This is a genomic window from Haloprofundus salinisoli, from assembly GCF_020097815.1.
Lineage (GTDB): Archaea > Halobacteriota > Halobacteria > Halobacteriales > Haloferacaceae > Haloprofundus > Haloprofundus salinisoli.
Genome location: NZ_CP083663.1, coordinates 1,302,971 through 1,315,334, shown reverse-complemented (window position 1 = coordinate 1,315,334; position 12,364 = coordinate 1,302,971). Strand labels below are relative to the sequence as shown.

The 12,364-nt window shown below is 65.7% G+C and carries 15 protein-coding genes; 6 read left to right on the top strand and 9 right to left on the bottom strand.

All coding sequences use genetic code 11. The features are described 5' to 3' along the window. Window positions 1-57 precede the first annotated feature (57 nt). The gene (locus LAQ73_RS07065; protein ID WP_224270730.1) at window positions 58-690 is read right to left on the bottom strand and encodes a phosphoribosyltransferase; all 633 of its coding nucleotides are present in this window, start codon (window positions 688-690) and stop codon (window positions 58-60) included. 44 nt (window positions 691-734) lie between these two features. Further along, window positions 735-1,652, bottom strand: coding sequence for an NAD-dependent epimerase/dehydratase family protein (locus LAQ73_RS07060; protein ID WP_224270525.1), 918 nt, complete (start codon window positions 1,650-1,652; stop codon window positions 735-737). Between the two features lie 190 nt (window positions 1,653-1,842). On the opposite strand from LAQ73_RS07060, the gene htpX reads away from it, so the two are divergent. The 3 genes from htpX to radA (LAQ73_RS07045) all read left to right on the top strand — a co-directional run bounded on the left by htpX (window position 1,843) and on the right by radA (LAQ73_RS07045) (window position 4,603). After that, a complete protein-coding gene (gene htpX, locus LAQ73_RS07055) occupies window positions 1,843-2,712 on the top strand; it encodes a zinc metalloprotease HtpX (RefSeq protein ID WP_224270524.1) in 870 nt (289 codons plus the stop codon). Window positions 2,713-2,825: 113 nt separating this feature from the next. Further along, complete coding sequence (gene pspAB / locus LAQ73_RS07050; RefSeq protein ID WP_224270523.1) at window positions 2,826-3,437, top strand: PspA-associated protein PspAB; 612 nt, start codon at window positions 2,826-2,828, stop codon at window positions 3,435-3,437. 134 nt (window positions 3,438-3,571) lie between these two features. Next, window positions 3,572-4,603, top strand: coding sequence for a DNA repair and recombination protein RadA (gene radA / locus LAQ73_RS07045; RefSeq protein ID WP_224270522.1), 1,032 nt, complete (start codon window positions 3,572-3,574; stop codon window positions 4,601-4,603). Window positions 4,604-4,619: 16 nt separating this feature from the next. On the opposite strand, the gene LAQ73_RS07040 is transcribed toward radA (LAQ73_RS07045), so the two are convergent. The 3 genes from LAQ73_RS07040 to thrC form a co-directional block, all read right to left on the bottom strand. Next, window positions 4,620-4,751 carry a rubrerythrin-like domain-containing protein gene (locus LAQ73_RS07040; RefSeq protein WP_224270521.1) on the bottom strand — a complete coding sequence of 44 codons (132 nt, stop codon included), beginning with the start codon at window positions 4,749-4,751 and terminating at the stop codon, window positions 4,620-4,622. 125 nt (window positions 4,752-4,876) lie between these two features. Further along, window positions 4,877-5,299 carry a Fe-S cluster assembly sulfur transfer protein SufU gene (sufU, locus tag LAQ73_RS07035; protein ID WP_224270520.1) on the bottom strand — a complete coding sequence of 141 codons (423 nt, stop codon included), beginning with the start codon at window positions 5,297-5,299 and terminating at the stop codon, window positions 4,877-4,879. Between the two features lie 67 nt (window positions 5,300-5,366). After that, a complete protein-coding gene (thrC, locus tag LAQ73_RS07030) occupies window positions 5,367-6,548 on the bottom strand; it encodes a threonine synthase (protein ID WP_224270519.1) in 1,182 nt (393 codons plus the stop codon). A gap of 101 nt (window positions 6,549-6,649) precedes the next feature. On the opposite strand from thrC, the gene LAQ73_RS07025 reads away from it, so the two are divergent. Then, entirely contained in the window at window positions 6,650-7,132 is a 483-nt protein-coding gene (locus tag LAQ73_RS07025; protein WP_224270518.1) for a hypothetical protein, read from the top strand. Between the two features lie 7 nt (window positions 7,133-7,139). On the opposite strand, the gene sufS is transcribed toward LAQ73_RS07025, so the two are convergent. Continuing rightward, a complete protein-coding gene (gene sufS / locus LAQ73_RS07020) occupies window positions 7,140-8,417 on the bottom strand; it encodes a bifunctional cysteine desulfurase/selenocysteine lyase SufS (protein ID WP_224270517.1) in 1,278 nt (425 codons plus the stop codon). A 164-nt stretch (window positions 8,418-8,581) separates the two neighbouring features. Here sufS and LAQ73_RS07015 point away from each other — a divergent pair, with 164 nt between their 5' ends. Continuing rightward, window positions 8,582-8,983 carry a CBS domain-containing protein gene (locus LAQ73_RS07015; RefSeq protein ID WP_224270516.1) on the top strand — a complete coding sequence of 134 codons (402 nt, stop codon included), beginning with the start codon at window positions 8,582-8,584 and terminating at the stop codon, window positions 8,981-8,983. Window positions 8,984-9,021: 38 nt separating this feature from the next. Here the strand turns inward: LAQ73_RS07015 and LAQ73_RS07010 are convergent, their stop codons facing one another. The 3 genes from LAQ73_RS07010 to uvsE are packed head-to-tail and all read right to left on the bottom strand — an operon-like array spanning window position 9,022 to window position 11,092. Next, window positions 9,022-9,324, bottom strand: a complete 303-nt coding sequence (locus tag LAQ73_RS07010; protein ID WP_224270515.1) for a DUF424 domain-containing protein — start codon at window positions 9,322-9,324, stop codon at window positions 9,022-9,024. Further along, the gene (locus tag LAQ73_RS07005; protein WP_224270514.1) at window positions 9,324-10,064 is read right to left on the bottom strand and encodes a tetratricopeptide repeat protein; all 741 of its coding nucleotides are present in this window, start codon (window positions 10,062-10,064) and stop codon (window positions 9,324-9,326) included. The genes LAQ73_RS07010 and LAQ73_RS07005 overlap by 1 nt, the downstream gene beginning before the upstream one ends. A gap of 50 nt (window positions 10,065-10,114) precedes the next feature. Next, window positions 10,115-11,092 carry a UV DNA damage repair endonuclease UvsE gene (gene uvsE / locus LAQ73_RS07000; RefSeq protein ID WP_224270513.1) on the bottom strand — a complete coding sequence of 326 codons (978 nt, stop codon included), beginning with the start codon at window positions 11,090-11,092 and terminating at the stop codon, window positions 10,115-10,117. A 201-nt stretch (window positions 11,093-11,293) separates the two neighbouring features. Between uvsE and radA (LAQ73_RS06995) the strand changes: the two genes are divergently transcribed. Then, window positions 11,294-12,325, top strand: coding sequence for a DNA repair and recombination protein RadA (radA, locus tag LAQ73_RS06995; RefSeq protein ID WP_224270512.1), 1,032 nt, complete (start codon window positions 11,294-11,296; stop codon window positions 12,323-12,325). The last annotated feature ends 39 nt before the right edge of the window (window positions 12,326-12,364 follow it).

Here is a 12,364-nt window from a genome sequence, read left to right as displayed (position 1 = left end):
CGTCCCGCCGCCCGAGTCCCCGTCTTCAGGTGCGCTCGACGCGCATCCGCTCGCCGTTCACGGCTCGTACGACTCCAGCATCGCCCGCGCCTCCTCGTTCGACACCTGTTCGAACGACCGGTAGTACTGGCCGACCGCGCCAAACTCCCTCGGCGACTGGACGCAGACGAACGCGTCGAACTCACCCGCGAGCCGTGATTCGGCGTCTCCGGGGGCGACCGGAACCGCGAGGGTGACGTGCGCCGTCCCGGCGTTTCGTATCTGCCGGAGGCAGGCGATGGCCGTCGCGCCCGTTGCGATGCCGTCGTCGACGAGGACGACTCGTTTGTCCTCCAGTTCCGGCACTGGCTTTCCTCCACGGTAGGACGCGACCTTCTCGCGGGCGTTCTCGGCTTCGTTCTCGCGGACCTTCTCGACGTACGCCGACGACACGCCGAGGTGGTCGATCAGCTCGTCGTTCAACCAGACGCTCCCGTCGCCCGCGACGGCTCCGATGGCGAGCTCCGGGTTGCCCGGCGCGCCGAGTTTCTCCGCGACGACGACGTCGAGAGGAACGGCGAGTCGGTCGGCGGCGGCGCGGCCGACCGGGAGTCCGCCGCGCGGAATCGCAAGCACGAGGTCGGATTCGACGTCCCGTCGTTCGAGCAGGTCGGCCAATCGCTCGCCCGCGTCGGTTCTGTCGTCGAACACCATACGCTACGGTGTGCCACTCGGTCGCAAAAACCCACCGCGGGTCAGTCCGCGAGGAGGTCAGGTTCGGCGACCGATTCGTCGGCCGCCTCGCGCCACGGGTGAGCGGGTCGCCAGTCGAGCAGGCGGTCGGCTTTCGCCGTCGACAGCGCGGACGCCTCGCCGTCGAGGTCGGTGTTCTCGGGGAGTGCGCCGAACTGTTCCTCGATCGCGTCGAGCGTCGCGACGCCGAGATAGTTCTCGGCGGCGACGGCGTGGAACGCTTCGTGGCCGTCGAACTCGGTGTCGAGCGCCGTCGCAACGAGCGACGCCACGTCGCGCACGTCGACGTAGGACCAGAAGTTACCGACGCCGACGTCGAGGTCGAGTTCCGAGAGCGGTCGGTCCTCCCGAAGATCGTCTCGGTCGCGGCAGTTGTACTCGCCAGGGTACTGAATCCACGACGGGCGAACCGAGGCGACCGAGACGCCGTAGCGACGGACGACCATCTTCGCAATCTCCTCGCCGACGACTTTTGAGGTGCCGTACGGGTCCTCGGGTCGCATCGGATGGGCTTCGGTGACGGGAAGTTCGTCGGGTAGCGGCGTCTCGCGGGCGAACGGGAAGCCGTAGGCGCTCTCGCTCGACGCCCAGACGATGTTGGCCCCTCGCCGCGCAGCGGCGACGAGCACGTTGTACGTCGCCATCGTGTTCGTCTCGAACACCCGGCCGCCTGCGTGGCGCGTCGGCGACGGGAGCGCCGCCCAGTGGACGACGGCGACGGGGTCGAACTCGGAGACGAGGTCGAACGTCTCCCCGCGGTCGGTCAGGTCGGCGGCCCGGAAGTCGATTCGCGGGCGCTCCGACACCTCGAAGCCCGGTTGCGACAGGTCAATGCAGAGTACGTCGTAGTCCTCGGCGAGTCGGTTGACGACCCAGCGACCCGAACGGCCGAGTCCGCCGGTGACGAGTACAGTGTCCATATCGCTCGAAGGGACGACGGCGGCAAGTAGCCTCGCCCGTCCCGTCAGGGTTGCCGAAGTCGGTTCGGATGGGTGGTTGTGGTCGTCCGCGACCGACGAACCGTCGGCTTCCGCCGTCGGTTTTCGAGTATCGCACTATCTGGCCCCCGTTTCCGACAGGGTTTATGCTTCGCAGACGGTATGTTTGAGTATGGAATGGAAACCCGACTGGGGGCTTCGCGGGCGCATGGCGCTCACGATGTTCCTCCTGTTCGCCCTCTACATCGCCTTCGTGGGGGTACTCTCTCAAATCGGATACACGTCCATGCTGATATTCGTGGGCATCTTCTTCCTCGCCCAGTTCTTCTTCAGCGACAGGCTCGCACTGTACAGCATGGGCGCGAAGAAGGTCAGCGAGGACGAGTATCCGCAGCTACACGCGATGGTCGGCCGGCTCTGCCAGCAGGCGGACCTCCCGAAACCCGACGTCGCCGTCGCGCAGTCGCGCGTCCCGAACGCGTTCGCGACCGGTCGGAGTCAGAAGAGCTCCACCGTCGCCGTCACAACGGGGCTGCTGCAGACGCTCGACCAGGAGGAGTTGGAAGGCGTGATGGCCCACGAACTCGCGCACGTGAAGAACCGCGACGTGATGGTGATGACCATCGCGTCGTTCCTCTCGACGGTCGCGTTCATGATCGTCCGCTGGGGCTTCTGGTTCGGCGGCGGCAGCCGCCGCGAGGGGGGTGCGCCCATCATCGTGGCCATCCTCGTCTCGCTCGTCGTGTGGATCGTCTCGTTCCTGCTCATCCGAGCGCTCTCGCGCTACCGCGAGTACTCTGCCGACCGCGGCGGGGCGACAATCACCGGCAAGCCCGGGGCACTCGCCTCCGCGCTGCTGACCATCGACGGCCGGATGGACAACGTTCCGAAGGAGGACCTGCGCGAGCAGTCGGAGATGAACGCGTTCTTCATCATCCCCATCCGCAGCGGCTTCATCGGCAAAATCGCCAGCACCCACCCCTCCACCGAGAACCGCGTCGAGCGCCTCCGTCAACTGGAGCGCGAGATGGAAGGGTTCTGAGCGAACTTCGCGGTAGACGTCCTGTTTTCCGTCTCCTGTCACCCCGACGGCGTCTCCGTCGGATCGCCCGCCAGACAGAAACGTCCTAACCAGCGGAGCACTGATGGGTAGCCATGGGACTGTTCGACTCGATTCGCTCCGTGCTGGGACTCCGCGCGGAGGCGGACGCGACGCGCGCGGCCGACCCCGAGGACCTCTTCGGGATGTCGACGGCGTACCTGACGATGGAAGCTGATCTCGGCTACGACCACGTCGGCGCGGCGGCGCTCTGTTTCTCGTCGGTCGATAGCACGGACTTCGCCGAGACGCTCGACGAAGTCGAGGCCATCCTCCACGCCGGCAGCGAGGAGACGGGGACGACGTTCCGTCGCCACGAAGACAGCCACGGCTACCAGTGGGTAGTGCTGGAGGACAACGACCCCGAGGACCTCGTGACGAGTATCCACTTCGCCGCCGACGAGTTCATCGAACGCGGCTACGGCTCTCGTCTCCTCGCGGCGGTGTTCGGCTTCGAGAAACCCGACGAGAACGTCCACGCGTACTGGATCTACTCGTTCCGCCGCGGCGCGTACTACCCGTTCGCCCCGCAGACGGGCCACGAGCGTAACCAGCGCGTCGAGTTCAAACTGCAATCCGTCCTTGACGGCGAACTCGGCATCGAGGACGACGAACGCTACTGGTACCCGCTGTGGCCGGATTCACGCGGCGGCCACCCCTGGGACTGACGCGCGCCTCTCGAACTCTTCGCTTTTGAACGTTCTCGGCCGTTACCCGACGAACCCCGCGCTCGCCTCCATTTTCACTTTCACTTCCCTGTTAACGAGGCTTTATATCCGGTGGGGCGCAAGCCGGATGTACAATGGCAGATGACGACCTCGAAAACCTCCCCGGCGTCGGCCCCGCGACCGCAGACAAACTCATGGAAGCCGGCTACCGGACGTACGAGAGCATCGCCGTCGCGAGTCCGAGCGACCTCGGCTCGAAGGCCGACATCGGCGAGAGCACGGCCAACGACGTAGTCCTCGCCGCCCGCGACGCCGCCGACATCGGCGGCTTCGAGACCGGTTCGACGGTGCTCGAACGCCGTCAGACCATCGGCAAACTCAGCTGGCAGATTCCGGAAGCCGACGACCTCCTCGGCGGCGGACTCGAAACCCAGTCTATCACCGAGGTGTACGGCGAGTTCGGTGCGGGTAAATCGCAGATCACGCACCAGATGGCCGTCAACGTCCAACTCCCGAAGGAACAGGGCGGTCTCCGCGGTTCCTGTATCTTCGTCGACTCCGAAGACACGTTCCGCCCCGAGCGAATCGACGACATGGTGCGCGGCCTCGACGACGACGTGCTGCAGGCGACGATGGACGATCGCGAAATCGAGGGCACTCCGGCCGACGACGACGCGATGGAGGAACTCATCGACGACTTCCTCGACAAGATTCACGTCGCGAAGGCGTTCAACTCCAACCACCAGATGCTGCTGGCCGAGAAGGCCGAGGAACTCGCCAGCGAACACACTGACACGGAGTGGCCGGTTCGCCTCCTCTGTGTCGACTCGCTGACGGCGCACTTCCGCGCCGAGTACGTCGGCCGCGGGAACCTCGCCGACCGCCAGCAGAAGCTCAACCGCCACCTCCACGACATCGACCGCGTCGGCAACCTCCACAACTGCGTGATCATCGTGACGAACCAGGTGTCCGCCAACCCCGACGCGTTCTTCGGCGACCCGACCCAGCCCATCGGTGGGAACATCCTCGGCCACAAGTCGACGTTCCGGATGTACCTCCGCAAATCGAAGGGCGACAAGCGTATCGTCCGCCTCGTCGACGCGCCGAACCTCCCCGACGGCGAAGCCGTCATGCGCGTCAAAAACGAAGGCCTGAAGCCCGAATAGTCCTCGAAAACTCTCTCTAACTGTTCCGGGTGATGCTGAGATTCAGCATCTCCCCGCCGCACGTCGAACAGTGTCCCGGCGGCGCGTTCGTCCGTAGCCGTCGGCCGCAGTCGGCGCATTCGTATGTCTGTGTGGGGTGTTGTGCCATGACAGTGATACGGGCTGTGACGACGTATCTGTTCGTATCGTCGTCCCGCGCTGAAAGAGAGAACCGCGAGAAGAGTCCTGCTAGCGGTTCTGTACGGTCACCGAGTCCCGACGCCGCTTCGTTCCTCACTCCTCGGTGACGGTTCTGTCGAGGTCGTCGAGTTCGCCTTCGTGGAGTTTTGCGCCGTCCTGGGCGACCTGTCGCGCGAGCACCGCGCACTTGATTCGCATCGGACTGATGTCGACGCCGAGCATCTCGGTCACGTCGTCGGTGTCCATCGCTGCCAGTTCGTCGAGCGTCCTCCCCTGCAGTTTCTCCGAGAGCAGACTGGCGCTGGCCTGCGAGATGGCACAGCCGTCGCCGGTGAAGGAGACGTACTCGATGGTCTCGCCGTCGTCTTCGAGGCGAACGTCGACCTTGATGGTGTCCCCGCAGGAGGGGTTCTCGCCCACGTGTGAGAACGTCGGGTCCTCCATCTCGCCGTAGTTGCGCGGGTTCTTGTAGTGGTCGAGAATCTGCTGCCGGTACATGTCCGAGCCCATACCCATAGTTGCCTCCGGGTAGGCCAGTGTGACGCAAAAGGGTTCCGGGGCGCTCGCAGGGCGTCTCCGGAACTCAGCGCGCCGCCAGCCTCTCTCCGAGCTCGTCGATACCAACCCGGTCGACGCTCGCCTTCTCCGAGGCGGGCGGCGACTCCGAAATCCCTCTCCCCGTGGCCACCGCGACCACGTCGTCGTCGGCGTCGAGTTCGCCGTCGGCCGCGAGCCGCCGAATCGCCGCGAGCGACGTCGCCGACGCGGATTCGACGCTCAGACCGCCGGATTCGGCTATCGCCCGCCGCGCCGCGCGTATCTCGTCGTCCGAAACGGCGACGACACCGCCGCTGGTTTCTCTTGCGGCCGTGAGCGCCCGGGTCCCGCTCGGCGGGTCGGCGTTGGCGATGGAGTACGCGACGGTTTCGCCGCCCTCCACGGGTGAGACTCCCTCGTCGCCCGCGGCGAACGCCTCGGCGATGGGCGCGCACGCGGCGGCTTGCGCGAAGTACAGCCGCGGCACTCGGTCGATGGCACCTACCGCCTCCAGTTCTCGAAGCGCTTTCCAGACGCCGCTTGCGTGGCCGCCGCTGCTGACCGGGAGGACAATCGCGTCCGGAACCTCGGGCGCGAACGCCTCGCATAGTTCGAGCGCCGTCGTCTTCTGTCCCTCGACGCGCAGCGGCACGTCGGAGTTGTAGAACGGGATTCCGAGTTCCGCGCCGAGTTCGAGCGACCGGTCGTAGAGCTCGGCGTAGTTCCCTCTCACTCGAAGGAGCGTCGGTCCGTACTGCGAGATGAGCGCGATGCGCGACTCGGGGATGTCGTCGGGGACGAGCACGACGCAGTCGAGACCCGCGCTCGCGGCGTTCGCGGCCGTACTCATCGCCATGTTGCCGTGCGAGACGGTGCCGACGGTATCGGCACCTGATTCGAGCGCCGCCGCGACGCCGAGTGCGCTGCCTCTGTCTTTGAAACTCCCGGTCGGGTTCGACCCCTCGTCTTTCAGGTGGAGACGCACGCCGGCGAACTCGTCGAGTCGGGGAAGGCGAAGCAGCGGCGTTCCTCCGGCCGCGTCGGCGACGCCGCCAGGTGACTCGAACGGAAGCAACTCGGCGTAGCGCCACATCCCCGGGTCGTCGACGACGGCGTTCCAGTCGAAGTCGAGGGGGTCGCTGTCGAGCCACAGCGGTTCGCCGCAGTCACAGTGCGTCGCGGGGGCGTCGGCCGTCGCGCCGCAGGCGTAGCAGGTGCGCTCGGTCATGAGTAATCGGTGTCGGGCGAGGCGGGATAAGCGACGCGTTCGAGCCAACTGCTGATCGACGAGGGCGGAACGCTCATTCTCCAGACGATTGTACCGAGCGTATGGTCCTCGAAAGTACGGTCCCCGCTCGCGGCGAGTCCATCTCCGTGTCGCGCGTCGTCGAAGAGGACCACCCCGAACGGTTCGACTACGACGAGGAGACGGGCGAGTTCCGGTATCCGGCGGCGATAGGTGGAGGTGGCCGTGTCGCCAGATACGGTACCACGTCGTACAAGACGTTAGCTGGCGGGAAGGCGGCCGAACTAGCACTGTGGAGCGCACTCGACGTGACGAAAAAGCGGCTTGGAGACGGCGTAGAGGGCCTGGGGAGTAGCGGCGTCGTGTACGTCGACGACGAACGAACCATCATACTCGCGCTCCAGTCGTCGCTGGACCGCGAGGGGAGAGTCGTCTTCGAACCGAACGTCACCCTCGACGAGGTAGTCGAAGTTGCACCCAGAGAAGTCCACTCAACCGTCGAGTGGTTGAGTCGAACCTACGAAGCGGTCGTCCCGGTCGTCGTAGAAGAGACTGCGATTCAGTGACCCAGAATCAGCCGAACAGCTGTCGCGCCTCGTCCACTGCGTTGACCAAGACGTCTATCTCCTCGCGCGTGTTGTACAGATAGAACGACGCGCGCGTGGAGGCCGCGATGCCGAGCGTCTGGTGCAGCGGTTGCGTACAGTGGTCGCCCGCGCGGATGGCGACGCCGTAGTCGTTGACGATGCTGGAAAGGTCGTGGGCGTGGACGCCGTCGAGGTTGAACGCGACGAGGCCGCCGCGGTCGTCGCCCGGCGGGCCGTAGATCTCCACGTCGTCGAACGCGGTCAGTTCGTCGTAGGCGTACTCGGCCAGTTGCTCCTCGTGGGCCTGGATGTTCTCCATCCCGATGTCGTCGAGGTAGTTGATGGCGGCGTGGAGGCCGATTCCCTGAGCGATGACGGGCGTGCCGGCTTCGAACTTCCACGGGAGGTCCTCCCACGAGGCGTCGTCGTAGCTGACGCGCCGAATCATGTCGCCGCCGTACAGATACGGCTCCATCGTTTCGAGAATCTCCTGCTTCCCGTAGAGGACGCCGATACCGGTCGGGCCGCACATCTTGTGCCCAGAGAAAGCGAAGAAGTCGGCGTCGATGGCCTGCACGTCGACCGGTCGGTTCGGCACCGACTGCGCGCCGTCGACGAAGATGTACGCGCCGTGGTCGTGCGCGAGGTCGGCGAGCTCCGAGACCGGGTTAATCGTTCCAAGCGTGTTCGAGACGTGGACGACGCTCACCATCTTCGTCGAGTCGTCGACGAGTTCGCGCGCGTGGTCCATGTCGAGTCGGCCCTCGTCGTCGACGCGGATGAATCGGACGTCAGCGCCCGTCTTCTTGCCGATCTGCTGCCACGTGACGAGCGAGGCGTGGTGCTCCATCTGCGTGAGGACGACGCTGTCGTCGGGGCCGAGTTCGTTCAGCCCCCACGCGTAGGCGACGAGGTTCTCGCTCTCGGTGGTGCTCTTCGTGAAGATGACCTCTTCTCGACCCTCCGCGCCGATGAACTCCGCGACGCGGTCGTGTGCTTCCTCGTACGCCACCGACGCTTCCTGACTGAGGTGGTGGATGCCGCGGTGGACGTTCGAGTTGTAGGTGCGGTAGTAGTCGGCGATGGCGTCGACGACCTGGTCGGGCTTCTGACTCGTCGCGCCGTTGTCGAGGTAGACCAACGGCGTGTCGTCGCCCTCGTCGGGACCGGGTATCGTCACGTCGCCGCCGACCTTCCGCTTCAGGATGGGAAAGTCCTCGCGGATCGCGTCGACGTCGATGGGGTACGACTCCTGCGTACTCATTGTCGGATTGCAGGGGACCGAGCACTAACATCCCTTCGGTCTGGTGGGGACGCGTAACCGTTCGTCGTTACGTTCCGGACCGTCGTGGCGGCCCCGTCGGCACGCGAGCCGTCGGGTGCTTCCGCCACGACAACTCTTATCACTTATACAACCGATGATACTTCATGGACGATATCTTCGCCGCTCGGCTGATGTCAACGTCGCTGTGCACGGTCACGCCCGACACGCTCGTCGAGGAGGCGGCCAAGACGATGATGGACAGCGACATCGGCTCGGTGCTCGTCGTCGACGAGGAGAACCATCTCGAAGGCATCCTCACCTCCACCGACTTCGTCCAGATCGTCGCCGAGCGACAACCGAAAGACGAGACTCCGGTGTCGGCGTACATGTCGCGCGACCCCATCACGACGACCGCGCAGACGCCGATCAGAGACGTCGCCGACAGTATGATCGAACACGGCTTCCATCACCTGCCGGTCGTCGACGGCGACGACCTCATCGGTATCATCACCACGACGGACTTCGCGGCGTACCTCTCGCAGGCTCGGACGCCGAGTCCGACGTAGTCGCGCGCGCGAAGAGTCGACTTTTCTCGGAACCGGCGTTACCGCATCCAGAGCAGCTGCGCGTGGCGCGTCTCGCCGACGTCCAACACCGTCTCTTCGTCGATGATACCGGCATCGACGGCGACGCCGACGGCCTCCTCGCCGACGATGTTCGCCACCGTCGCTCGGGTGAGGCTGTCGACGACGCCCTCGGCGTCGGTCTCTTCGGCGTCGTCGCCGCCGTAGAACTCCTCGGTGACGGTCAGCGACACGCGCCCGTTCTCGTACGTCTCGCCGATGCAGTCGGGGTCGCAGACGGAGACGAGCAGTCCTTCCGGCGTCTGGCGTTCGCGGACCAGCATCAGAACTCCTCGACCATCTCCTGTTCGACCTGCTCGCGGAGTTCGTCGGCCTCCGCTTGCACCTCTTCGGCTTCCTCCAACTGGCCGATCTCTTCGAGCGCCATCGCCTTCTCCTCTAAGATGTCGGCGTTGCGCATGCCGAGACGGAGCGCGTTGTCGTAGGCGTTGATGGCGTCCTCGTAGAGGCCGCGCTCCGAGAGGAAGAAGCCGCGGTTGTACCACGCCTGGGGGAACCGCGGGTCGATTTCGACGGCGCGCTCTGCGTGGTCGAGCGCGTCTTCGACCTCGCCGAACTCCCAGAGCGCGTACGCGAGGTTCGTCTCGGCGGTGGCGGCGTGTTCGGAGCGCTCGTCGATGCGGAGCGCCTCGCGGTACGCGCCGATGGCCTCGTCGAACTCCTCGAGTTCCGCGTGGGCGACGCCCTTGTTCACCCATGCCTCCTGAGCTTCGAGGCTCTCTTCCTCGGCGAACTGCGCCGCGCGGGCGAACGTCTCGGTCGCCTCCTCGAAGCGGTTGATCTGCATGTAGGAGAGGCCGACTTCCATCAGACTCGTCACATCGACGTCGTCGCGGTCGACGTTCCGTCGGTCGAGGATGTCTGAGAGGACGCGGGAGTCGACAGGGTCGACTTTCGAGGGGTCGACTTTCAACTCCGGCGGGTCGAGCGTGAAGTCGTCGTAGGCATCGTCGAACCCCTGGCCCTCGGAGTAGCGATGCTCTCGGTCGCCGTCGTCGGTCATAACCCGGCTTTGGCGACGGCGCTGGTTAAGCGCTACGTCCCGCCGGCGTCTCAGCGCGACACATCGCCGTCTCCGCTCGCCGCGGTACGTCGCTCCCGATACCGAAGCACCGCACGCTCTTTCATCTTCGCCTCTATCATCACGTCGGCACCGGTACCGTAGGTCCGAATCGGACCGCGGACGTAGTCGCTGTGGCTCTGCGGGCGGACCGTCGGGTCGCCCGCGTGGAGTCGTCGCGATTCGCTGTAGTGGATGATCGGCGTCGTCTCCCACGTGTCGGCGGCCAACCGCGCCGCTTCTCGCCGGCTCAGCCCGCGGTGCGTGAACTGGTGGTGGAGTTCGTCGTACGTCACCGGAATGCCGGCCTCGTCGGCGACGTCATCGGACGACGTCCGATGGGCTGTCGGGCTCCGTCCGGCGACGACGTCGACCAGTTCGGAGACGCTCCACAGCGACTCGGTGTCGTCGTTCTCGACGGTCAGCCGGCTCCGGACCGACTCCGAGAGACGGTCGAGGTTCTCGCAGAACCGTCGGCCGGTCGCCTCCTTGTCGCCGTAGTGAGCGCCGATGTGGACGTTGATCGCGTTGTACGGCGTCCGCGATAGCCCCATGGCGTCCATGAGCGCGCCGTGGTTTTCGAGGTCGACGACCGCGTTGTCGACGACGGAGCCGTCGGGACTCGCCAGTTTGACGAAGTGACTCGGATGGAAAGTCAACCGGACGTCGTGGTCGGCGGCGAGCGCGCCGACGGCCTCGAGTTCCTCGCGGACGGCGGCCGCGTTCGGGAGGTCGCCGAGGTCGTACTGGCTGTACCACGGCAGGAGGTCCGAGGTGATTCGGTAGAACCGGATGTCGTGGTCGAGATTCCACTCGACGATTCGCCGCAGGTCGCGGCAGTTTCGCTCGGCCAGCTCCCCGGCGTACGGGAGGCCGCGCTCCTCGAACGTCGCCTGTCGCATCCCGCGGTTCGCTCTGACGCCCTCCTCGCGGAGGGTCGTGTTCATCGCGGCGTAACCGTATCTGGTCATCGTGGTGGGTGCGGTCGAAGAACCGCTACACTCTCCAGTAGGGCCGCGCGCGGGTAAGTTCACTGTCGCCCCGAATCGAAAGTGAACCTCGACGCCGATTTCGGGCGATTTAGGCGCGGTAACGTGCGTCTCTCGACCGGCTCGTTCACTTTCACCCCCCAGTTACCGACGATTTATCCCCGGTGGGTGGTAACCGGTTACATGGCAGCGACGAACCTCGAACGGCTCCCGGGCGTCGGCCCGGCGACGGCCGAGAAACTGAACGCGGCCGGCTACGACTCCTACCGAACGCTGGCGGTTGCGAGCCCCGCCGAAATCGCTGGAGCGGCCGACATCGGCGAGACCGCCGCCGGCGACATCGTCCACGGCGCACGCGAGTTCGCAGACGTCGGTCGATTCGAGACCGGCGTCGAGATGCTCCGACACCGAAAGCAGGTCGGCAAACTCCGGTGGGGAGTGCCCGAGGTCGACGACCTCCTCGGCGGCGGCGTCGAAACGCAGTCCATCACCGAGGCGTACGGCGGTTACGGCGTCGGCAAATCGCAGGTCACTCACCAACTCACCGTCAACGTACAACTGGCGCGCGACCACGGTGGCCTCGAAGGCAGGGCCCTGTTCGTCGACACCGAGAACACGTTCAGGCCCGAACGCATCGACGAGATGGTCCGCGGGCTCGACGACCGGACGCTTTCGGCCGAACTCGACCGCCGCGGCATCGGCGGGTCGCCGACGGACGACTGGGCGATGGACGCGCTCGTCGGCGACTTCCTCGACCGAATCCACGTCGCGGAGGCGTACAACTCCGACCACCAGATGTTGCTGGCCGAGAACGCCCGGGAGCTCGTCTCGGAGGCCGAAGACACCGAGTGGCCGGTTCGACTGCTCTGTGTGGACTCGCTGACGGCACACTTCCGTGCCGAATATCTCGGGCGCGGGGCGCTCGCAGCGCGACAGCAGAAGCTCAACCGCCACATCCACGACCTGCTCCGTATCGCGCACCTCTACAACGTAGCGGTCGTCGTCACGAACCAAGTCCAGAGCAACCCCGACGCGTTCTTCGGCGACCCGACTCGGCCCATCGGCGGGAACATCCTCGGCCACGCCTCCTCGGTTCGCCTCTACCTGCGGAACGCCAGAGGTTCGAAGCGGGTCGTCAAACTGGTCGACGCGCCGAATCTCCCGGACGGCGAAGCGGTCATGCGTGTCGAGGGGTCGGGACTGTGCGCCGAGTGAGCCGACCGGCAACGACTCGTAGCGAACAGACGGTGCGTC